At 65.9% G+C, this 20373-nt stretch carries 25 protein-coding genes; 19 read left to right on the forward strand and 6 right to left on the reverse strand.

The window, feature by feature from the left end; all coding sequences use genetic code 11:
* Positions 1–34: 34 nt before the first annotated feature.
* Positions 35–733 carry a TetR/AcrR family transcriptional regulator gene (locus M1248_RS22335; RefSeq protein ID WP_163735496.1) on the reverse strand — a complete coding sequence of 233 codons (699 nt, stop codon included), beginning with the start codon at positions 731–733 and terminating at the stop codon, positions 35–37.
* A 57-nt stretch (positions 734–790) separates the two neighbouring features.
* Between M1248_RS22335 and M1248_RS22340 the strand changes: the two genes are divergently transcribed.
* The 15 genes from M1248_RS22340 (at position 791) to sppA (ending at position 11578) form a co-directional block, all read left to right on the forward strand.
* Positions 791–1474 (forward strand): DUF2306 domain-containing protein, encoded by a 684-nt coding sequence (locus M1248_RS22340; protein ID WP_317149749.1) that lies wholly within the window; start codon positions 791–793, stop codon positions 1472–1474.
* A gap of 11 nt (positions 1475–1485) precedes the next feature.
* On the forward strand, positions 1486–3837 hold the full coding sequence (locus tag M1248_RS22345; RefSeq protein ID WP_317149750.1) for an arylsulfatase: 2352 nt from the start codon (positions 1486–1488) through the stop codon (positions 3835–3837).
* Positions 3838–3845: 8 nt separating this feature from the next.
* Positions 3846–4559, forward strand: a complete 714-nt coding sequence (locus M1248_RS22350) for a hypothetical protein (RefSeq protein WP_317149751.1) — start codon at positions 3846–3848, stop codon at positions 4557–4559.
* A gap of 298 nt (positions 4560–4857) precedes the next feature.
* The gene (gene rplN / locus M1248_RS22355) at positions 4858–5226 is read left to right on the forward strand and encodes a 50S ribosomal protein L14 (RefSeq protein ID WP_083124662.1); all 369 of its coding nucleotides are present in this window, start codon (positions 4858–4860) and stop codon (positions 5224–5226) included.
* Positions 5227–5544, forward strand: coding sequence for a 50S ribosomal protein L24 (rplX, locus tag M1248_RS22360; protein WP_163735505.1), 318 nt, complete (start codon positions 5227–5229; stop codon positions 5542–5544).
* A 1-nt stretch (position 5545) separates the two neighbouring features.
* Positions 5546–6121: a 50S ribosomal protein L5 gene (gene rplE, locus M1248_RS22365; protein ID WP_163735508.1), complete on the forward strand. Its 576-nt coding sequence runs from the start codon at positions 5546–5548 to the stop codon at positions 6119–6121.
* Positions 6122–6125: 4 nt separating this feature from the next.
* Entirely contained in the window at positions 6126–6311 is a 186-nt protein-coding gene (locus tag M1248_RS22370) for a type Z 30S ribosomal protein S14 (protein ID WP_006245130.1), read from the forward strand.
* A 125-nt stretch (positions 6312–6436) separates the two neighbouring features.
* On the forward strand, positions 6437–6835 hold the full coding sequence (gene rpsH, locus M1248_RS22375) for a 30S ribosomal protein S8 (RefSeq protein WP_014209124.1): 399 nt from the start codon (positions 6437–6439) through the stop codon (positions 6833–6835).
* Positions 6836–6857: 22 nt separating this feature from the next.
* Complete coding sequence (gene rplF, locus M1248_RS22380) at positions 6858–7397, forward strand: 50S ribosomal protein L6 (protein ID WP_317149752.1); 540 nt, start codon at positions 6858–6860, stop codon at positions 7395–7397.
* A gap of 41 nt (positions 7398–7438) precedes the next feature.
* Entirely contained in the window at positions 7439–7807 is a 369-nt protein-coding gene (gene rplR / locus M1248_RS22385; RefSeq protein WP_317149764.1) for a 50S ribosomal protein L18, read from the forward strand.
* Positions 7808–7832: 25 nt separating this feature from the next.
* Entirely contained in the window at positions 7833–8504 is a 672-nt protein-coding gene (gene rpsE, locus M1248_RS22390) for a 30S ribosomal protein S5 (RefSeq protein WP_163735514.1), read from the forward strand.
* 2 nt (positions 8505–8506) lie between these two features.
* Positions 8507–8686, forward strand: a complete 180-nt coding sequence (gene rpmD, locus M1248_RS22395) for a 50S ribosomal protein L30 (protein ID WP_083124674.1) — start codon at positions 8507–8509, stop codon at positions 8684–8686.
* A gap of 2 nt (positions 8687–8688) precedes the next feature.
* Positions 8689–9129 carry a 50S ribosomal protein L15 gene (gene rplO, locus M1248_RS22400; RefSeq protein WP_163735516.1) on the forward strand — a complete coding sequence of 147 codons (441 nt, stop codon included), beginning with the start codon at positions 8689–8691 and terminating at the stop codon, positions 9127–9129.
* Between the two features lie 148 nt (positions 9130–9277).
* Positions 9278–9625, forward strand: a complete 348-nt coding sequence (locus tag M1248_RS22405) for a DUF732 domain-containing protein (protein ID WP_163735519.1) — start codon at positions 9278–9280, stop codon at positions 9623–9625.
* Positions 9626–9781: 156 nt separating this feature from the next.
* Complete coding sequence (gene sppA / locus M1248_RS22410; RefSeq protein WP_317149753.1) at positions 9782–11578, forward strand: signal peptide peptidase SppA; 1797 nt, start codon at positions 9782–9784, stop codon at positions 11576–11578.
* An 11-nt stretch (positions 11579–11589) separates the two neighbouring features.
* Here sppA and M1248_RS22415 read toward each other — a convergent pair whose 3' ends face one another.
* Both M1248_RS22415 and M1248_RS22420 read right to left on the reverse strand, forming a co-directional pair.
* Positions 11590–12249, reverse strand: a complete 660-nt coding sequence (locus M1248_RS22415) for an L-fuculose-phosphate aldolase (RefSeq protein WP_410506719.1) — start codon at positions 12247–12249, stop codon at positions 11590–11592.
* Positions 12243–13220, reverse strand: a complete 978-nt coding sequence (locus M1248_RS22420) for an NAD(P)-dependent oxidoreductase (RefSeq protein ID WP_317149754.1) — start codon at positions 13218–13220, stop codon at positions 12243–12245. The genes M1248_RS22415 and M1248_RS22420 overlap by 7 nt, the downstream gene beginning before the upstream one ends.
* Before the next feature lie 30 nt (positions 13221–13250).
* On the opposite strand from M1248_RS22420, the gene M1248_RS22425 reads away from it, so the two are divergent.
* Entirely contained in the window at positions 13251–14576 is a 1326-nt protein-coding gene (locus M1248_RS22425; RefSeq protein WP_317149755.1) for a xylulokinase, read from the forward strand.
* On the opposite strand, the gene M1248_RS22430 is transcribed toward M1248_RS22425, so the two are convergent.
* Genes M1248_RS22430 through M1248_RS22440 form a run of 3 tightly spaced genes read right to left on the reverse strand, consistent with a single transcriptional unit; the run spans position 14566 to position 17342 of the window.
* Complete coding sequence (locus M1248_RS22430) at positions 14566–15465, reverse strand: class I SAM-dependent methyltransferase (protein WP_163735528.1); 900 nt, start codon at positions 15463–15465, stop codon at positions 14566–14568. The two genes, M1248_RS22425 and M1248_RS22430, sit on opposite strands and share 11 nt — an antisense overlap.
* A gap of 6 nt (positions 15466–15471) precedes the next feature.
* A complete protein-coding gene (locus M1248_RS22435) occupies positions 15472–16386 on the reverse strand; it encodes an SAM-dependent methyltransferase (protein WP_317149756.1) in 915 nt (304 codons plus the stop codon).
* Positions 16383–17342 carry a class I SAM-dependent methyltransferase gene (locus M1248_RS22440; RefSeq protein ID WP_317149757.1) on the reverse strand — a complete coding sequence of 320 codons (960 nt, stop codon included), beginning with the start codon at positions 17340–17342 and terminating at the stop codon, positions 16383–16385. The genes M1248_RS22435 and M1248_RS22440 overlap by 4 nt, the downstream gene beginning before the upstream one ends.
* A gap of 287 nt (positions 17343–17629) precedes the next feature.
* Here M1248_RS22440 and secY point away from each other — a divergent pair, with 287 nt between their 5' ends.
* Genes secY through map form a run of 3 tightly spaced genes read left to right on the forward strand, consistent with a single transcriptional unit; the run spans position 17630 to position 20317 of the window.
* The gene (gene secY / locus M1248_RS22445) at positions 17630–18967 is read left to right on the forward strand and encodes a preprotein translocase subunit SecY (RefSeq protein WP_163735538.1); all 1338 of its coding nucleotides are present in this window, start codon (positions 17630–17632) and stop codon (positions 18965–18967) included.
* Positions 18964–19512, forward strand: coding sequence for an adenylate kinase (locus tag M1248_RS22450; protein WP_163735541.1), 549 nt, complete (start codon positions 18964–18966; stop codon positions 19510–19512). Before secY ends, M1248_RS22450 begins: the two co-directional genes overlap by 4 nt.
* 7 nt (positions 19513–19519) lie before the next feature.
* Positions 19520–20317, forward strand: a complete 798-nt coding sequence (gene map / locus M1248_RS22455; RefSeq protein ID WP_163735545.1) for a type I methionyl aminopeptidase — start codon at positions 19520–19522, stop codon at positions 20315–20317.
* Positions 20318–20373: the final 56 nt, after the last annotated feature.

The raw sequence follows: 20373 nt of genomic DNA on the forward strand, positions 1-20373 counted from the left end.
CGCTACCCCGACATCACAAACCGGACGGCAGACGTCAACCGTTCGCCCCCACCCTGGCTGCCACGCCGTCGAGGAGCTGCCGTAGGCCCGAGTGGAAATCGGCGAGGTGATCCGCGTCGGCTGCGTCGAACACACCGGCCGCCACGGCGGCGGCGAGTGCCGGGAAACGCTCCGCATCGACGAACCGGCGGAGCAGATCGGGGTAGTGCGGGCCCTCAACGTGTGCCGCCTCGATGTGCAGCGCCGCCGCGCCGCGGACATAGTGCAGCACGGCCATCACCGCGGCGAGCTTGTCGCGTTCGGACAGGCCGGTCGGGCCGAGTGCCGCCAGCCCGGCGTTCAGCCACGCCAACTGGCCGGGGTCCGCAGGCGGACCGGCCGCCGCCGCCTGGAGCACCCACGGGTGCCGGTGGTAGATGTCCCACAGGCCCGTGGCCCAATCCGTAAGGGAGCCACGCCAATCCGCCTCATCGCCGATAGGCGGCGGACCCGGCGCCGTCGAGAGCATGAACGTCACCAACTCGTCCTTGTTGGCGACGTGCCGGTACAGCGACATCGTGCCGCAGCCGAGTCGTTCGGCCAAGCGGGCCATCGACAGCGCGGCGAGGCCATCGGCGTCGGCCAGGGCGACAGCGGCCTCGACAATGCGCTCCCGGCTCAGCCCTCGCGGCCGGGTCGGCGCGGTCGGCCCATGCCACAAGATCTCCAGAGCGCGGGGCAGGGGATCGCTCATTTGTTGCCAGCATAAACGATTGCGCAGCCCTCTGCGTATGCCGTACGCTTTATGCGTATGGCATACGCATCTTTGTTGCGGGGCAATCATCTGGCCGCGGGTCTCGCCGTGATCGTCTCGGCTTTTCTGCTGTTCTCGCTGCCGCCGTACTTCACCGGCGGTACCAGGGTGCCTTCGACCTTCGGGCTGCACTATCCGCTGCTGGTGGCCCACGTGATGTTCGGCAGCGTCGCCATGATCACCGCCGTCGCACAGATCTGGCCGCGGCTGCGCAGCCGCCACCCAGTGCTGCACCGTCGGACGGGGCGTGTGTACGTCATTGCGGCCATCCCCGCGGCGGCATTCGCGATGGTGATCGGGGCCGCCACCCCGTTCGGCCCGTTCCTGGCGGCCAGCAATGTGCTGCTGGGCGCGGTGTGGCTGTGGTTCACCATCAACGGGTTCGCGGCGGCGCGACAGCGGCGATTCGCCGACCACCGCAGGCATATGGTGCGAAGCGCCACGGTCGCGCTCTCGACGATCGCCAACCGGATCTGGACGCCGGTGCTTTTCATCTCCCTGCAGCCGTTGCGGGACAGTGTCTTTGACGGCAAGGAGGAGCACTATCTGTGGTTCGTAGCCGGGCTGGGCGCTTGGCTGGGTTGGACTATTCCGCTGGCCACCGTCCAGTGGTGGCTCACGCGGAAACCGCAGGGGCCGGCGTCGCCAATTTCTCAGTCTGAGCTCATATCACCGGGGTAATCTCCCCGGCCATGGCGACCGAATTCAACGGCAGAATCGAACTCGACATCCGGGATTCGGAACCGGACTGGGGCCCCTACGCCGCGCCGACGGCGCCCGAGGATGCGCCCAACGTGCTCTACCTCGTGTGGGACGACACCGGCATCGCGACGTGGGACTGCTTCGGCGGTCTGGTCCAGATGCCGACCATGAGCCGCATCGCCGAGCGCGGAGTCCGGCTTTCGCAGTTCCACACCACCGCGCTGTGCTCACCGACGCGGGCATCGCTGCTGACGGGGCGCCACGCCACCACTGTCGGCATGGCGACCATCGAGGAGTTCACCGACGGCTTCCCGGGCTGCAACGGGCGCATCCCGGACGACACCGCGCTGCTGTCAGAAGTTCTCGCCGAGAAGGGCTACAACACCTACTGCATCGGAAAGTGGCATCTGACGCCGTTGGAGGAGTCCAATCTCGCCTCCACCAAACGACATTGGCCGCTGTCGCGCGGATTCGAACGGTTCTACGGCTTCATGGGCGGCGAGACCGACCAGTGGTATCCCGAACTCGTATACGACAACCACCCCGTCGCACCGCCGGGACTGCCGGAGGACGGCTACCACCTGTCGAAGGACATCGCCGACAAGACAATCGAATTCATCCGCGACGCCAAGGTGATCGCCCCCGACAAGCCGTGGTTCTCCTATGTCTGTCCCGGTGCCGGGCACGCGCCGCACCACGTCTTCAAAGAGTGGGCCGACCGCTACGCGGGTACCTTCGACATGGGTTACGAGCGCTACCGCGAGATCGTGCTGGAGAACCAGAAGCGTCTCGGCATCGTTCCGCCCGATACCGAACTCTCACCGATCAACCCGTACTCGGATGTCAAGGGACCCAACGGCGAACCGTGGCCCGTGCAGGACACCGTGCGGCCGTGGGACTCACTCGGGGATGACGACAAGCGGTTGTTCTGTCGCATGGCCGAGGTGTTCGCCGGCTTCTTGAGCTACACCGACGACCAAATCGGGCGAATCCTCGACTATTTGGAGGAGTCCGGCCAACTCGACAACACCATCATCGTGGTCATCTCCGACAACGGTGCCAGCGGTGAGGGCGGACCGAACGGATCCGTGAACGAGGTCAAGTTCTTCAACGGCTACGTCGACACCGTGGAAGAAGGTCTGCGTCTCATGGACAACCTGGGCGGGCCGGAGACCTATAACCACTATCCGATCGGCTGGGCGATGGCGTTCAACACGCCGTACAAGTTGTACAAGCGGTACGCGTCGCACGAGGGCGGCATCGCCGACACGGCCATCATCTCCTGGCCGAAGGGCATCGCCGCACACGGTGAGGTTCGCGACAACTACGTCAACGTCTGCGACATCACCCCGACGGTGTACGACCTGCTCGGGATCGATCCACCTCTGGCGGTCAAGGGCATCAACCAGAAGCCACTGGACGGCGTGAGTTTCAAAGTGGCCCTTGATGACCCGGATGCGCCGACGGGAAAGGAGTCGCAGTTCTACGCGATGCTGGGCACGCGCGGGATCTGGCACGACGGCTGGTTCGCCAACGCCGTGCACGCCGCGTCGCCTGCGGGCTGGTCAAACTTCGACAAGGACCGGTGGGAGCTGTTCCACATCGAGGCCGACCGCAGCCAATGCCACGACCTCGCCGCTGAGCACCCGGGCAAGCTCGAGGAACTCAAGGCGCTGTGGTTCAGCGAGGCGCAGAAGTACAACGGGCTTCCGCTCTCGGATCTGAACATCATCGAGACGCTGGGACGGTGGCGGCCCTACCTGACCGGCACCAGAGAGTCGTACTTCTACTATCCCGGCACTGCCGACGTCGGGGTGGGAGCGGCCGCGGAGATCCAGGGCCGTTCTTTCGCGGTCATCGCCGAGGTGACGATCGACAGCACTGGCGCAGAGGGCGTGTTGTTCAAGCACGGAGGCGCACACGGCGGGCATGTCCTGTTCATCCAGGACGGGCGGCTGCACTACATCTACAACTTCCTCGGCGAGGAGGAGCAAGTTTTGTCGTCGCCCGGACCCGTCCCGCTGGGGACGCACACGTTCGGTGCCGCCTACACGCGCACAGGAACGGTCGAGGGCAGCCACACCCCGCTCGGCGACGCGGCGCTGTACATCGACGACGCCGAGGTGGCGTCGAGAACAGGCGTGCGAGTCCACCCCGGCACCTTCGGTCTCGCGGGAGCCACCCTGAGCGTCGGTCGCAACACCGGATCGCCCGTGTCGCGGGCGTACAAGGCTCCGTACGCGTTCACAGGGGGCACCATCGCCCAGGTGAACGTTGACGTTTCCGGTCAGCCCTATGTGGATCTGGAGCGCGAGTTCGCCCGCGCTTTCGCGAAGGACTGACGAGACCGATGAGAACTCGATCGGCGGTACTCGCCGCGCTGTGCACGGCGGCCTTGGTGGTATCGGCCTGCGGTAAGACCAGTGAAGGTGAGCCTGTCGCCGAGGACGGGGAGACGGTCGCCGAAACGGCGGCGTCGGTCACGATGACCTCGACGCAGACCACGCGGGCCATCCCGACGCCGGAGGCCGACCTCACCGAACCCGGCGTTGTGCCCACCACCCGCACCTCGGTCGCGCCGAACACGGTCACCTGCCAACTGCCCGATCCTGCGCAGCAGGGGGTGACTGCAGCCGTCGCGGATCCCGGGGCGCCCAGGATCACGGTCGTTCTGCCGCAGGGCTGGTCGACGGGGCAGGCCGACGGCGACGTCGGCGCGAAGCTGACCGGCCCCGACGGGACGTGGGCGACGGTCACGATCGCCAGGACGACGCTGGACCCCGCGGCGGCCTTCAAGCAGTACGCCGACGATGCGATGGCGGCTTCGGCGGTCAGCAGCGTCAGCGTGCTGCCCGCGGACCTGTGCGGATACAGCGGTCAGAAGTTGCTCGGCTCGTGGGCGGATACTCCCGAGCAGGCCGTCGAATTCGGCGATCGCGTCGCGCACGTCTGGACGAACTCAGGCGACTACCTGGTGGCGGTGCATGTACAGGGACCCTCCGGCGCGGGATTCGACCCGTTCACCTCGCCGATGATGGACGATTTCGCCATCGAAATACCCTGAGCTTCGCGGGGTGATCACAATGTCAGTCTGAGAGCGATGCCGTGCACATATAGCCGCGACGACGCTCTCAGCGTGACATTGCCTCGGCGCCGACCGGCGCCCGACCAGCAGCGATTTGGTTCCTCGCAGGTCGTCACCTAGAATCAACGGGTTGCCTTGGGCAGACCTCGGATCTCGTTTCGAAATCCCTGCGTGCTCTTCGGTGACAGCAAGACCGCGCACGTCGGGTCACTGGTGGGCTGTGCCCGCCAGATGTTCAGGCCTGCCGTACGTTCAAATACCAGGTCGAGGAGTTCGAGTGATTCAGCAGGAATCGCGGCTGAAGGTCGCCGATAACACGGGTGCCAAGGAGATCTTGTGCATCCGCGTGCTCGGCGGATCGGGGCGGCGTTACGCCGGCATCGGCGACATCATCGTGGCAACTGTCAAGGACGCCATCCCGGGCGGCAACGTCAAGCGCGGCGAGGTCGTCAAGGCCGTGATCGTGCGCACCGTCAAGGAGCGCCGTCGCGCCGACGGCAGCTACATCAAGTTCGACGAGAACGCCGCCGTCATCATCAAGGCCGACAACGACCCGCGCGGTACGCGCATCTTCGGCCCGGTCGGCCGCGAACTGCGCGAGAAGCGCTTCATGAAGATCGTCTCGCTTGCCCCGGAGGTGTTGTAAGTGAAGGTCCACAAGGGCGACACCGTTCTGGTCGTCTCCGGTAAAGACAAGGGCGCCAAAGGCAAGGTGCTGCAGGCGTATCCGTCGCGGAACAAGATCCTCGTCGAGGGCGTCAACCGGATCAAGAAGCACACCGCGGTCTCGCGCAACGAGCGCGGCGCGCAGTCCGGCGGCATCGTCACGCAGGAGGCCGCCATCGACGCGAGCAACGTGATGGTCGTCGACTCCGACGGCAAGCCGACCCGCATCGGGTATCGCACGGACGAAGAGAGCGGCAAGAAGGTCCGCATCGCCAAGACCAACGGCAAGGACATCTAGAGTGACTCCCACAACCAGCACTGAAGAAAAGACCGTCCCGCGGCTCAAGCAGCGCTACCGCGAGGAGATCAAGGACGCGCTGCTGAAGGAATTCGGCTACGCGAACGTCATGCAGATCCCCGGCGTGGTCAAGGTCGTCGTGAACATGGGTGTCGGTGACGCCGCCCGCGACGCCAAGCTGATCAACGGTGCAGTCAACGACCTGGCGCTGATCACCGGCCAGAAGCCCGAGATTCGCAAGGCCCGCAAGTCCATCGCACAGTTCAAGCTGCGTGAGGGCATGCCGATCGGTGCGCGGGTGACGCTGCGCGGCGACCGGATGTGGGAGTTTCTCGACCGCCTGACCTCGATCGCGCTGCCGCGTATCCGCGACTTCCGCGGGCTCAGCCCCAAGCAGTTCGACGGCACCGGCAACTACACCTTCGGGCTCAACGAGCAGTCGATGTTCCACGAGATCAACATCGACGACATCGATCGCCCCCGGGGTATGGACATCACCGTCGTCACGTCGGCGACGAACGACGACGAAGGCCGCGCGCTGCTGCGTGCACTTGGCTTCCCTTTCAAGGAGAACTGAGCAAATGGCAAAGAAGGCTCTGGTCAACAAGGCCAACAAGAAGCCGAAGTTCAAGGTGCGCGGCTACACCCGGTGCAATAGGTGCGGTCGCCCGCACGCGGTTTACCGCAAGTTCGGGCTCTGCCGTATCTGCCTGCGCGAGATGGCGCACGCCGGCGAACTGCCCGGCGTTCAGAAGTCCAGCTGGTGATGAGCGCTTGCGCGAACAGCGTCAAGCCCTAGTCAGCCAACAACTACAAACCACATCAAAAAGGTTGCGGTAGGCCCCCAAGAGCTTTCGGGGGGAACCGCCGCGAGGAAGGTGAACCGGCTGTCATGACCATGACGGATCCGATCGCAGACTTCTTGACACGTCTGCGCAACGCCAATTCGGCGTACCACGACGAGGTGTCGCTGCCACACTCGAAGATCAAGGCCAACATCGCCGAGATCCTCAAGAGCGAGGGCTACATCTCCGATTACCACACCGAGGATGCCCGGGTGGGCAAGTCGCTTGTGGTGCAACTGAAATACGGCCCGAGCCGTGAACGCAGCATCGCGGGACTGCGCCGGGTGAGCAAGCCCGGTCTGCGCGTCTACGCGAAGTCCACCAATCTGCCGCGCGTGCTCGGCGGTCTGGGCGTGGCGATCATCTCCACGTCGTCGGGTCTGCGAACCGACCGTCAGGCCGCCCGAGAGGGCGTCGGCGGCGAAGTCCTCGCGTACGTGTGGTAGTGGGGATAGGAGCCTAAAGACCATGTCACGAATTGGAAAGCAACCGGTTCCGGTTCCCGCCGGAGTCGATGTCACGATCACCGGCCAGAACGTCTCGGTCAAGGGTCCCAAGGGAACTCTTGAGCTGACGGTGGCCGAACCGATCCAGATCGCGCGCGACGACGATGGCGCCATCGTGGTGACCCGTCCGAACGACGAGCGCGAAAACCGCTCGCTGCACGGGTTGTCCCGCACGCTCATCGCCAACCTGGTGACGGGTGTGACCGAGGGCTACACCACCAAGATGGAGATCTTCGGCGTCGGCTACCGCGTGGTGGCCAAGGGCAGCAACCTCGAGTTCGCCCTTGGTTACAGCCATCCGGTGTTGATCAACGCCCCCGAAGGTGTGTCGTTCGCAGTGGAGACACCGACGAAGTTCTCGATCTCCGGCATCGACAAGCAGAAGGTCGGCCAGATCGCGGCGAACATCCGCCGCCTGCGCAAGAGCGATCCCTACAAGGGCAAGGGCATTCGCTACGAGGGTGAGCAGATCCGCCGCAAGGTCGGAAAGACAGGTAAGTAGAAATGGCTTCTTCTAAGACTGAGGCGTCGTCACGTAAGGCTGTGGGGCAGAGCGTGTCCGAGGTCCGGCGCGTCTCGCGGTTGCGTCGGCACGCCCGACTGCGCAAGAAGATCGAGGGCACGGCAGAGGTGCCGCGCTTGATGGTCAACCGCTCGTCGCGGCACATCCACGTGCAGCTGATCAACGACCTCGACGGCACCACAGTGGCCGCCGCATCGTCGATCGAGGCGGACGTGCGTGCGGTCGACGGCGACAAAAAGGCCCACAGCGTGCGGGTCGGTCAGCTGATCGCCGAGCGCGCGAAGGCTGCGGGTATCGAGGCCGTGGTGTTCGACCGCGGTGGCTACACCTACGGCGGGCGCATCGCGGCACTGGCTGACGCAGCGCGCGAAGGCGGGCTGAAGTTCTAATGACTCATTACGGAAGGACTGCATGATGGCCGAGCAGGCTGGCGCCGCTCCGGCGCAGGACAACCGCGGAGGCGGTCGTGGTGACCGCGACGGCCGTGGTCGTCGCGACGACCGCGGCGGAGGCCGTGGCGGTCGCGACGGCGGCGAGAAGAGCAACTACATCGAACGCGTCGTCACGATCAACCGCGTCTCCAAGGTGGTCAAGGGTGGCCGGCGGTTCAGCTTCACCGCGCTGGTCATCGTCGGCGACGGCAAGGGCATGGTCGGTGTCGGCTACGGCAAGGCCAAAGAGGTCCCGGCCGCCATCGCCAAGGGTGTCGAGGAAGCGCGTAAGGGCTTCTTCCGCGTACCGCTGATCGGCGGCACGATCACGCACCCGGTGCAGGGCGAGGCCGCAGCGGGCGTCGTGATGCTGCGTCCGGCCAGCCCTGGTACCGGTGTGATCGCCGGTGGTGCGGCTCGCGCGGTGCTGGAGTGTGCGGGCGTGCACGACATCCTGGCCAAGTCGCTGGGCAGCGACAACGCGATCAACGTGGTGCACGCCACCGTGGCCGCGCTCAAGCTGCTGCAGCGTCCGGAAGAGGTCGCGGCCCGACGTGGCCTGACCATCGAGGAAGTGGCGCCGGCAGGCATGTTGCGGGCGCGGCGTGAAGCCGAGGCGCTCGCCGCGTCGGCCGCGCGTGAGGGAACGGCGTAACCATGGCAGAGCTCAAGATCACTCAGGTGCGTAGCACCATCGGTGCGCGCTGGAAGCAACGCGAGAGCCTGCGGACCCTCGGATTGCGCAAGATCCGGCAGTCCGTGGTGCGTGAGGACAACGACCAGACCCGTGGACTCATCAAGACCGTCCACCACCTCGTCGAGGTAGAAGAGGTTTAGCAATGACCATCAAACTGCACGACCTGCGCCCGGCGCCGGGGTCGAAGACCGCCAAGACCCGCGTGGGTCGCGGTGAGGGTTCCAAGGGCAAAACCGCCGGTCGCGGCACCAAGGGCACCAAGGCACGTAAGAACGTCCCGGCGACGTTCGAGGGTGGCCAGATGCCCATCCACATGCGGCTGCCGAAGCTCAAGGGCTTCCGCAACCGGTTCAGGACCGAGTACGAGGTCGTCAACGTCGGCGACATCAACAAGCTGTTCCCCAAGGGCGGCGATGTGGGTGTCGACGAGCTGGTGGCTTCCGGTGCGGTGCGCAAGAACACGTTGGTCAAGGTGCTCGGCGACGGCAAGCTGACCGTGAAGGTCAACGTCACCGCTCACAAGTTCAGCGGCAGTGCACGCGAGAAGATCACCGCTGCGGGCGGATCCGCGACCGAAGTCTGATTGGCGGCCCGCCGCCGAGCTGTAGGTCCAGTTGTCGACAAGGGCCCCTGCCGTTACGGTGGGGGCTCTTGCGTTTCGTCGAATGCGGTAACGCAACGGGTCACGGGCGCGATCTACATTGCGCGTGCCGAAAAGTTCAGGAGCAGACATGACCACTGTCCGTCGTGCCATCGCTGTTGCGATGGTCAGCGCCGGCCTCGCGGTCTTCGGTAGCGCCGCGTCCGCGCACGCTCAGGACGCCGACGAGCAGTTCGAGAAGGCAGTGAGCTCCCTGGGCATCACCGTCGGCCCCGAAACCGATGTCCCGGCGTTGGGCCGACAGGTCTGCGACACGATGACCCGGGAGATGGCGCGCAATCCCAACCCGCCACCGTTGGTACGAGGCATCCTCCAGTCCTTGGTGAACAGCAATCTGACCAAGGAACAGGCCGTGGGCTTCATGCGGGCCTCGGTGAACATCTACTGCCCGCAGTTCTCCCGGTACCTGGGCCGCTAACCCGCACCTGGGTCACTGACCGCACTGGCGAAAGCGGACTGAAATACTCTGTTGCCGTCGTGTTTTCGGTCTTGCCGAGATCGGCAACGTCGCTTCCGGCCAGCGGCCGGAACTGCGACAGGCCGGCCCCCACTTTCGCGCCGGTAGGCTCACAGGATGTTCGCATTTCTGCCCGGCATCCCTGGAATCGACGACTTACGTGCGCTCGGCAAGCGGGTGGACACCGCCCGTCATCACGGCGTCCCCGGCGGGTGTGTGCTTGAGCTCGATCTGATGGCAGCGCCACCGGAAACCGGTGGCTTCGACCCGCTGTCGATGATCACCGCCGGCACGCGGCCAATGGTGCTGCGCGACGTTGTCGCCGCCATCCACCGTGCCGCCGACGATCCGCGCGTGGCCGGGCTGATCGCGCGCGTCCAGCTGAGTGCAGCCGCGCCGGGTCCGGTGCAGGAACTGCGCGACGCGATCTCGGCGTTCAGCGACGTGAAACCGTCGCTCGCGTGGGCCGAGACCTATCCGGGCACTCTGTCGTACTACCTCGCTTCGGCGTTCCGCGAGGTGTGGATGCAACCCTCGGGCACAGTCGGTTTGGTCGGTTTCGCCACCAGTGCGATGTTCTTACGCGATGCGCTCGATAAAGCGGGTATCGAGGCTCAGTACATCGCGCGTGGCGAATACAAGTCAGCCCCAAACCGTTTCACCCAGAACAGCTATACCGATTCCCACCGGGAGGCTGACACCAGACTGATCGAAAGCCTGCATGCCCAGGTCGCGCAGGCGGTATCCGAGTCACGCGGTATCGAGGCAGCCGACGTCGACGCGCTTGCCGACAAAGCGCCATTATTGCGCGACGACGCTGTCACCGGCCACCTGGTCGATCGAATCGGATTCCGCGACGAGGCGTACGCACGTATCGTCGAACTCGTTGGTGCGTCTGACATTTCATCCAAGAACGGCGATGCGGATTCCGACGATGCGCCGCCCCGGCTGTACCTGTCGCGATACGCGAAAGCCACTGTTTCGCGACCCTCGTCACCGCTGCCGCCGGTTCCGGGCCGCAAGGGCAAGCCGACGATCGCCGTCATCACCGTGCACGGCCTGATCGTCAGCGGCCGGGGCGGACCGCAGGTGCTGTCGTTCGGCGAATCAAGCGCCGGCGGTGACACCATCACTGCGGCCTTGCGCGAGGCGGCGGCCGACGATTCCGTCTCCGCGATCGTGTTGCGAGTGGACAGTCGCGGTGGAATGGCGACCGCCTCGGAAACCGTTTGGCGCGAGGTGAACCGGGTGCGGGACAGCGGAAAACCCGTTGTCGCGTCGATGGGTGCGGTCGCGGCATCGGGTGGCTATTACGTGTCGATGGCCGCCGATGCGATCGTCGCCAATCCAGGAACAATCACCGGCTCGATCGGTGTCGTGACCGGCAAGCTGGTCGCCCGGGAACTCAAGGACCGTCTCGGCATCGGCTCGGATTCGGTGCGCACCAACGCCAACGCCGACGCCTGGTCGATCAACCAGCCCTTCACCGATGAGCAGCACGCGCTGGTCGCGGCAGAGGCTGATCTCTCCTACTCCGACTTCGTCGAGCGTGTCGCCTCGGGTCGCAAGATGACCGTCGAGGCCGTCGACGCGGTTGCTCGCGGTCGGGTGTGGACCGGGGCCGACGCGCTGGAACACGGCCTTGTCGACGAACTCGGCGGGTTCCGCACCGCGCTCAACCGCGCCAAGGTGCTGGCCGGCCTCGATCCCGACGACGAGGTCCGCCTGGTCAACTACCCGGGCTCGTCGCTCATGGACATGCTGAGGCCGAAAGCGTCGTCGCAGCCTGCGGCCGCGTCGATGCCTGAGGCCCTGGCGGTCCTCGTGGGCCGCTCGGTGGCCGGGGTGCTCAGCCAGGCCGAACGGTCGGTAACCGGCGTCAGCGCGCTCTGGCTGGGCGATTACCGCTTCTAGAACCCCACCCGTCACATGGGATTCTGGCGTAGGTAGCCGTATACCGAGGCGAAGTTCTTGTTGACTTCGTCGGGAATGGGGACCGGCCCACCGAGAGCTCTTGCGCCCCAGGCGATCTGCGCGGTGCGCTCCACCAACGCGGTGACATGCAGCACCTTGTCGGGCCGCGGGCCCACCGCCACCAGCCCGTGGTTGGCGATCAGCGCTGCCGCCCTGTCCTGCAACGCTTTCACTGCGTTGTCGCCGACATCGGGACTTCCTGACGCCGCGTACTCCGCACACCGAATCTCGCCGCCGCAGTACACGGCGAACTCGTCGACGCAGGCCGGAATCGACTGACGGGCGACCGCGAACATCGTGGCCCACACCGGATGACTGTGGATCACGCTGCCGATGTCGTCGAATGCGCGATAGCACGCCAGGTGCAGCGACATCTCCGTCGACGGGCTCCGGCCGTCCTTGGCGGTCAGCACAGCACCTTCGGAGTCGACGAGGACGAGGTCGTCCAGCACCATGTCGGCATAGTCCACCGACGACGGCGTGATGACGATGTTGCCGTCCTCGCGCCTGGCCGAGATATTGCCCGCGGTGCCCTCGACAAGGCCGCGGCGCAGCATGTCCTTGGCAGCGTCGAGCACCGCGTCCTCGGGGTTGGCGACGTATCTCACCATGTCAGCACCTCCGGGTTGACGATGTGCGCGGGCGAGCGTCCGGACAACAGCATCTCGAGGCCGTCGGCGACGATCTGCGCCTGCCGCGCCTCAGTGTTCCACGTGGCGCCGCCGATATGAGGTGTGAGCACGACGTTGGACATCCCCGTGAGCGGATGATCGACCGGCAGCCATTCGCCGACGAAGTGATCCAGCCCGGCCGCGCCGAGCTTGCCACAGCGCAGCGCGTCGACGAGGGCATCGGTGTTGTGCAGTTGCGCGCGAGCAGTATTGAGGAACACCGCGCCGTCGCGCATCTTTGCGAACTGGTCGGCGCCGATCATGTCCACGGTGTCGTCGGTGACGGGCGCGTGCAGCGAGATGATGTCGGCCTCGGCGAGCAGGGCGTCGAGGCTGTGGGTGGCCTCGTCGTTGTACGGGTCGCAGGCGATCACCGTCAGGCCGAGCCCCTGCAGCCGCCAGCGCAGCGCTCGGGCCACGGCGCCGAGACCCACCAGCCCGGCCGTCATCCCCGCGACCTCCCATGCCCGAAACCGTTGGTAGGGGATGGTGCCGTCGCGAAACACCTCTCCAGCGCGGACGTCTGCATCGGCGGTCAGCACCTGACGGGTAGCGGCGAAGAGCAGCGCGATCGCCATTTCCGCGACGGCGTCGGCATTGCGGCCCGGCGTATTCAGCACCGGCACCTTGACCGCCGTCGCCGCGGCCACGTCGACATTGTTGGGGTCCCCGCGCGTGGACGCAACCGCCCGCAGCGGCAGATCGAGTACCGGCCCGCTCACCGAATCAGCCTCCACGACAAGGATGTCGGCGTGCTCGGCGCTCGCACGCTCGGCGAGCTGTTCGGCCGAGTAGATCCGCAGCGGGCGTAGCTCGATCCACGGGTCGTACACAACGTCGACCAGTTGGTTCAGCTTGTCGAGGCCGGGACCGCGCAGTGGTGCGGTCACGAGCGCGCGAAGTCTGCTCACGTATGGACATGCTGGCGTACGGTGGCGCCCGTGTCAGCCAAAGCGGTCACTATCGGCATCGACATCGGTACGACGGCCGTGAAGGCGGTGGCCGCCGACGAGGATGGTCAGGTGGCCGCGCGGGTCCGGATCCCGCACCGATTGCGGGTCCCCGCACCAGATCAGTTCGAACATGACGCCGACGAGGCGTGGCGGCGGGGACCGTTGGCGGCCCTTGCCGAATTGCGTCGGCCCGATGCCGCGGCGGTGGCGGTCACCGCGATGGTGCCGTCCCTGACGGCCGTCGACGACGAGGGACGGCCGCTCACCCCGGGCCTGCTCTACGGCGACGTCCGCGGTAGGCGGGACGCCGGCCCGGACACCACGTTCCTCTCCGGTGAAGCAGAAGAGTTCCTGCGCTGGACGGTGGGGGAGGCGCCCGGCGCCCACGGGTACTGGCCCGCGGCGGCGGTGGCCAATCATGCGCTCGCGGGCGAGGCAATCATCGACAATTCCACCGCCAGCACCGCTTATCCGTTGTTCGACGGCGAGCGGTGGAGCGAATCGGTCTGCGCCGAGTGCGGTACGAACCCGGCGGCGATGCCACGTGTGGAGACGACCGGTGTCGCGGTGGGTCGGCTGCGGGACTCCGACACCGTGTTGGCCGCGGGCGCGGTCGATGCGGTGTGCGAACAGATCGTCGCGGGCGCCGACCAGGACGGCGACGTCCTCGTGTTGTGCGGCACGACTCTGATCGTGTGGGTGACGACCAGTGAGTTCCGTGAGGTGCCCGGCCTCTGGACGCTGCCACACACCGCCGAGGGCAAGCTCCAGATCGGCGGGCCGAGTAACGCGGGTGGTTTGTTCCTCGGCTGGGTGGACCGCCTCGTCGGGAACGGCGACGTCGACCCCGGGCGGGTGCCGGTGTGGTCGCCCTATCTGCGCGGTGAACGCGTCCCGCTGCACGATCCCGATCGCCGCGGCGTGCTCGACGGGCTGAACCTCACCCACGACGGTGCCTCGGTGCGACGCGCCGCCTATGAGGCGTCGGGATTCGTTGTGCGGCAGATCGTCGAGATGAGCGGCGCCCGGGCGACGCGCATTGTCGCGACGGGCGGCGGCACGCGCGTCGCGCCGTGGATGCAGGCCATCGCCGACGCCACCGGGCTGCCCGTGAGCGTGTCGGGCGTCGCCGAGGGCGCCGCGCTGGGTGCGGCGTTTTTGGCACGGATGGCGGCCGGACTCGAAACTGCCGTCGGCGACGCCGCGCGATGGGCCTCTGTCGACCGCATCGTCGAACCCGATCCCGCGTGGACCGACCCGGTAGAAGACCGGTACGCCAGGTTCCTCGAACTGGCAGGCGGACCTAGCGCTTGATCGCGGACAGGTAGCTCATGTCGGCGAAGAAGCCCATCGCACTGTCCTCCGGGAATTCGAACCCGTTGGCGGCGTAGGCGTCCCGCATCGCCTGCGCTGAGACGTCCCAACCTTTGGCGGTGAGGTAGTCGATGACGTCATTGCGCTCGTCGCGATAGATCAGCTCCGACATCTCGATGTCGTGACCGTACTTCTTGAGCCGGTCCGCGATCTCCTGCGACCTTTCGTCGGAGAACGCGCTGATGTCCGGGATGTGCTCGGTCGCGACACGGCTACCGGGCGCGCTGAGCTCGTCGATGCGGTCGAACAACAGGTCCTGAGCGTCGGGTGGCAGGTAGATCAGTAATCCCTCGGCGATCCACGCCGTCGGCTGGGTGGCGTCGAAGCCGTTATCCACCAGCGCTTTCGGCCAGTCCTCGCGGAGGTCGATCGCGATCGGTCGCCGGTCGGCGGCAGGCTCGGCGCCCAATTGCGCCAACGTGTCGCTCTTGAACGCGATGACCTCGGGCTGGTCCAGCTCGTAGACAGTGGTCCCCGCGGGCCACGCCAGCCGATACGCCCGCGCGTCCAGCCCCGCGGCAAGGATCACGGCCTGCCGCACACCGGCGGCGGCCGCGTCGGTGAACAATGTGTCGAAATGGCGTGTGCGCACTGCCATTCCCTCTGCTGCGTTGCGCACGTTGAACCGAGGGTCGACCTCGTCGAGGTCGATCTCGCCGTCGAGTGCGCGGATGAAGAAGTCCATTCCGACGGCGCGCACCAACGGCTCGGCATACGGGTCGTGGATGAGTTCCTCACGGTTGCTCAGCGCCCGTTGCGCGGCGACCATCGTCGCTGTCGATCCGACGCTGGACGCCAGATCCCATGAATCGTTGTCGGTGCGTGGCATGGATTCCTACTTTCGAGTCGCGATGACTGCAAGCGAATCGCGGAGTGGTACAAGGGCTTCGGTGTCGGGAAACTCGCGGCCATACCCGGCGAACACCTCCGGGCGGCGACGGGCTGAGACGTTCCAGCCGTGCTCGCCCAGGTATTCGATGACCCCGTTGCGCTCACCGTCGTAGAACAACTTCGTGATGTCCATATCGGGGGCGTCACCCCAGCGGTCCTTCATGCCCTTGAGCCGCGCGCCGATGCTGGCGGCGGCGTCGGGGTGATACTCGGTGGCCAGCCGGCTGCCCCGCGCGCTGAGTGCCGTGATGTCGTCGAACAGCCGGTCCTGTGCGTCCGGCGGCAGATAGACCAGCAGACCTTCGGCACTCCAGGCCGTCGGCTGATGTGGGTCGAAACCACTGCCGCGCAACGCCTTCGGCCAGTCCTCACGCAGGTCGATGCCGACCGTGCGCTGTTCGGCGGCAGGGGTGGCGCCGATGGACTCCATCGTCGCGCACTTGAACTCGATCACCTGGGGCTGGTCGATCTCGTAGACGACGGTGCCGTCCGACCATGACAGCCGGTAGGCGCGCGAATCCAGCCCCGACGCCAGAATCACGGCCTGGCGTATTCCGGCCGCGCCTGCCTCGGTGAAGAAGTCGTCGAAGAATCGCGTTCGCACCGCGATCGAGGTGGCGAGGAACGCCGGACCGCCGGGCTCGCCGTCGTCGGGCAATTCGACCTCCCCGTCGGCGAGCTTCGTGAAAAAGTCCAGGCCGACGGCGCGCACCAGCGCTGCGGCATAGGGGTCGTCGAACAGTGGGTCGGCATCACGACTCGCCACCGCGCGTGCCGCGGCGACCATCGTGGCGGTGGTGCCGACGCTGGACGCCAGATCCCAGCTGTCTCCTTCGGTTCGGCCGTCCGCCCGGCTCATGACCCGAGTATGCCCGTGACGTACTGCAGGTCACCGAAGCGGGCGACGTCCTCGTCCTCTTCGGTGATTTCAGGCAATCCGTTCTCACTCAACAGCTGCTTGACACTCTGCCTAGAGACCTGCCAGCCGCGATCGGCCAGGTACGCCGACGCCTCGTTGCGGTCACCCAAGTAGATGAGGTCGGCGAAGTCGAGTTCGAAGCCGTGGTTCCGCCACTGCTGGGCGGCTTCCTGCATCCGCTCGATCGCCTTCTCGTGGTCCGCCGGATCGATGCCCGGCGTGCTCTCGACCGCGACGCGACTGCCGACGGCGCTGAGCTCGGTGATGGTGTCGAGCAGCTTGTCCTGTGCCTCCGGCGGCAGATAGCCCAACAGGCCCTCTGCGCTCCACGCGGTGGGCCTGCTCGGGTCGAACCCGGCGGCGATCAGTGCCGAGGGCCAGTCGAAGCGAAGATCCACCGCGACGGTCCGGCGGTCGGCGGTCGGCTCGGCGCCGAAGTCCGCGAGCGTCCTGGTCTTGAACTCGATGACCTCGGGCTGATCGATCTCGTAGACGGTCGTCCCCGCGGGCCACGCCAGCCGGTATGCCCGGGAGTCCAGGCCCGACGCCAGGATCACCGCCTGGCGGACCCCCGAGGCGGCGTCTGCTGAATTGCCGCCTCCGACGGCGGCAGCAAAAAACTCGTCGAAGAACTTGGTCCGTACCGCCATGTTGTCGGTCATCCGCGCCATTCCGACGGATGCGTGGTCGACGTCGACATCCTCAGCGCGCAGCTCTCCACTTGCGAGCTTGGTGAAGAAGTCCACCCCGACCGCGCGGACCAGAGGTTCGGCGAACGGATCGTCGATCAATGCATCGTCGGCCTTGGTCGCGATCGCGCGCGCCGCGGCGACCATCGTCGCCGTCGCGCCGACGCTCGACGCGAGATCCCACGTGTCGTTCTCAGTCCTAGCCATCATCAGCCCCTAGTCGAAGAAATCATTTACTTAGTGGATATAACGAGATAAGTCCCACGGTATGTTCCCCGGCTGAGAAGCAACTGTGAGTGCACATCGAGGCGGCAGGATGCAGGGCAAAGGAGCTGCAACTGTTAGTCTCGTAGACTGTTTGACGCGTGACTTCGCAGGCTGCGCGCCTGACGGACGTCGCTCATGATCGATACCCAGACTTAGCCAAGAACCCGCTGGTCAGACCAGCCACATTTGCATGCCGCTAGTCACAGGTCGGCTGCGCAGGAGGAAGAGTGCTTTCGGCTTTCATCTCGTCACTGCGGACAGTGGACCTGCGGCGCAAAATCCTCTTCACCATCGGCATCGTCATCCTTTACCGCGTGGGCGCCTCGATTCCGTCGCCCGGCGTCAACTACCCGAACGTTCAGCAGTGCATCGCGGAGGTCAGCGGCGGCGACTCGGGCCAGGTCTATTCACTGATCAACCTGTTCTCCGGCGGCGCACTACTGCAGCTCTCGGTGTTCGCGGTCGGCATCATGCCCTACATCACCGCCAGCATCATCGTGCAGCTGCTGACCGTCGTCATCCCGCGCTTCGAGCAGCTGCGTAAAGAGGGCCAGGCCGGCCAGACGAAGATGACGCAGTACACGCGTTATCTGTCGATCGCCCTGGCGCTGCTGCAATCCACCAGCATCGTCGCGCTGGCCGCCAACGGTGGCCTTCTTCAGGGCTGCACGCTCGACATCATTCAGGGCCAGAGCGACGGCCTGAACATCTTCACGCTCGTCGTGATGGTGCTGGTGATGACCGCGGGCGCCGCGCTGGTGATGTGGATGGGCGAGCTGGTGACCGAGCGCGGCATCGGCAACGGCATGTCGCTGATGATCTTCGCCAGCATCGCGTCGGCGATCCCCGGCGAGGGCAAGTCCATCCTGGACAGCCGCGGCGGTCTGGTGTTCACCATGGTCTGCCTGGCCACCCTGGGCATCGTCGTCGGCGTGGTGTTCGTGGAGCAGGGCCAGCGACGCATCCCGGTCCAGTACGCCAAGCGCATGGTCGGCAGGCGGATGTACGGCGGTACGTCGACCTATCTGCCGCTGAAGGTCAACCAGGCGGGTGTCATCCCGGTCATCTTCGCGTCGTCGCTGATCTACATCCCGCACCTGATCACGCAGCTGATCACCAGCGGTGACCCGAACGCGTCGAACAGCGGCTGGTCCAGGTTTGTCGCCGAGTACCTCACGAACCCCGCTGACCCGGTCTATATCGCGGTCTATTTCGGGCTCATCATCTTCTTCACGTACTTCTATGTGTCGATCACGTTCAACCCCGAGGAACGTGCCGACGAGATGAAGAAGTTCGGCGGGTTCATTCCAGGCATCCGTCCAGGTGCGCCCACCGCCGACTATCTGCGATATGTGCTCAATCGGATCACCCTGCCGGGCTCGATCTATCTGGGTGTCATCGCCGTGTTGCCGAACCTGTTCCTGCAGATCGGCAACACAGGCTCAGTGCAGAACCTGCCCTTCGGCGGTACTGCGGTTCTGATCATGGTCGGTGTCGGCTTGGATACGGTCAAACAGATCGAGAGCCAGCTGATGCAACGCAACTACGAAGGGTTCCTGAAGTGAGAGTCGTTCTACTCGGACCGCCCGGCGCGGGTAAAGGCACCCAGGCGCAGAAGCTCTCTGAGAAGCTCGGAATCCCGCAGATCTCGACCGGCGACCTGTTCCGCAAGAACATCAACGAAGGCACCGAGCTGGGGGTCGAGGCCAAGCGTTACCTTGACGCCGGCGACCTGGTGCCGAGCACCCTCACCAATGCACTCGTCGAAGACCGGATCGAGCAGGAGGACGCGGCCGCCGGGTTCATCCTCGACGGTTACCCGCGCTCGGTCGAGCAGGCCAAGGCCCTCGACGAGATGCTGAAGAACCACAACACCAAGCTCGACGCCGTGCTGGAGTTCGCCGTCTCAGAGGACGAGCTCTTCACGAGGCTCAAGGCCCGTGGCCGCGACGACGACACCGAAGACGTCATCCGCAACCGGATGCAGGTCTACCGGGACGAGACCGAGCCGCTGCTCGAGTATTACTCCCACAACAACCTCCAGACCGTCGATGCCGTGGGCCCGCTGGACGAGGTGTTCGCCCGGGCGCTACGAGCGCTCGGCAAGTAGTTCGGTCATGGGTCTGCCAGGGCTGCGGAGCCGCCGGGTCGTGCCGCAGCGCACCCCCGCCGAACTCGACGCGATGGCCGCTGCGGGTGCACTGGTTGCCTCCGCGTTGGCCGCGGTCCGCGAAGCCGCGGTCCCCGGTGTGTCTACGCTCGCGCTCGACGAGATCGCCGAAGCGGTGATCCGCGACGGTGGCGGCACCCCGTCGTTCCTCGGCTACCATGGCTTTCCGGCCAGCATCTGCTCGTCGGTCAATGATCGTGTAGTGCACGGCATTCCGTCCGCGGACGACATCCTCTCATCGGGCGATTTGGTGTCCATCGATTGCGGGGCGATCCTCGATGGTTGGCACGGCGACTCCGCGGTCACCTTCGGTATCGGTCCGTTGATTGCCGTCGACGAAGCGCTGTCCGCAGCCACCCGCGAGGCCATGGAGGCGGGCATCGCCGCCATGGTGCCCGGCAACCGGCTCACCGACGTCTCCCACGCGATCGAGGTCGAGTCGCATGCCGCCGAGAAGCGGTACGGCCGCAAGTTCGGGATCGTCGGCGGCTACGGCGGGCACGGCATCGGTAGGCAGATGCACATGGACCCGTTCCTGCCCAACGAAGGGGCGCCCGGAAGGGGCCCGCATCTGGCGGCTGGTTCGGTACTGGCCATCGAACCGATGCTCACGCTGGGCACCACGAAGACCGTTGTGCTCAAAGACCAGTGGACCGTCGTCACGGCGGACGGATCCCGCGCCGCCCACTGGGAACACACCGTCGCCGTCACCGACGACGGGCCGCGGATCCTCACGTCGCTCTAGATGTACTGCCCAGGCAGGTTGGTTGAGAAAGTGTGACGACTCGCTGTAGCGGTCGT

The sequence above is a fragment of the Mycobacterium sp. 29Ha genome (assembly GCF_032883055.1).
In the GTDB taxonomy this organism is placed as follows: domain Bacteria; phylum Actinomycetota; class Actinomycetes; order Mycobacteriales; family Mycobacteriaceae; genus Mycobacterium; species Mycobacterium gallinarum.

Coding starts and splice junctions, on each gene's coding strand:
- M1248_RS22370 (WP_006245130.1), top strand. CDS start 6,126: ATGGCAAAGAAGGCTCTGGTCAACAAGGCCAACAAGAAGCCGAAGTTC.
- M1248_RS22415 (WP_410506719.1), bottom strand. CDS start 12,249: ATGGTGAGATACGTCGCCAACCCCGAGGACGCGGTGCTCGACGCTGCC.
- map (WP_163735545.1), top strand. CDS start 19,520: ATGGGTCTGCCAGGGCTGCGGAGCCGCCGGGTCGTGCCGCAGCGCACC.
- rpmD (WP_083124674.1), top strand. CDS start 8,507: ATGGCAGAGCTCAAGATCACTCAGGTGCGTAGCACCATCGGTGCGCGC.
- M1248_RS22340 (WP_317149749.1), top strand. CDS start 791: ATGGCATACGCATCTTTGTTGCGGGGCAATCATCTGGCCGCGGGTCTC.
- rpsE (WP_163735514.1), top strand. CDS start 7,833: ATGGCCGAGCAGGCTGGCGCCGCTCCGGCGCAGGACAACCGCGGAGGC.
- M1248_RS22335 (WP_163735496.1), bottom strand. CDS start 733: ATGAGCGATCCCCTGCCCCGCGCTCTGGAGATCTTGTGGCATGGGCCG.
- M1248_RS22405 (WP_163735519.1), top strand. CDS start 9,278: ATGACCACTGTCCGTCGTGCCATCGCTGTTGCGATGGTCAGCGCCGGC.
- M1248_RS22440 (WP_317149757.1), bottom strand. CDS start 17,342: ATGGCTAGGACTGAGAACGACACGTGGGATCTCGCGTCGAGCGTCGGC.
- rplO (WP_163735516.1), top strand. CDS start 8,689: ATGACCATCAAACTGCACGACCTGCGCCCGGCGCCGGGGTCGAAGACC.
- sppA (WP_317149753.1), top strand. CDS start 9,782: ATGTTCGCATTTCTGCCCGGCATCCCTGGAATCGACGACTTACGTGCG.
- M1248_RS22350 (WP_317149751.1), top strand. CDS start 3,846: ATGAGAACTCGATCGGCGGTACTCGCCGCGCTGTGCACGGCGGCCTTG.
- M1248_RS22345 (WP_317149750.1), top strand. CDS start 1,486: ATGGCGACCGAATTCAACGGCAGAATCGAACTCGACATCCGGGATTCG.
- M1248_RS22435 (WP_317149756.1), bottom strand. CDS start 16,386: ATGAGCCGGGCGGACGGCCGAACCGAAGGAGACAGCTGGGATCTGGCG.
- rpsH (WP_014209124.1), top strand. CDS start 6,437: ATGACCATGACGGATCCGATCGCAGACTTCTTGACACGTCTGCGCAAC.
- rplF (WP_317149752.1), top strand. CDS start 6,858: ATGTCACGAATTGGAAAGCAACCGGTTCCGGTTCCCGCCGGAGTCGAT.
- M1248_RS22430 (WP_163735528.1), bottom strand. CDS start 15,465: ATGCCACGCACCGACAACGATTCATGGGATCTGGCGTCCAGCGTCGGA.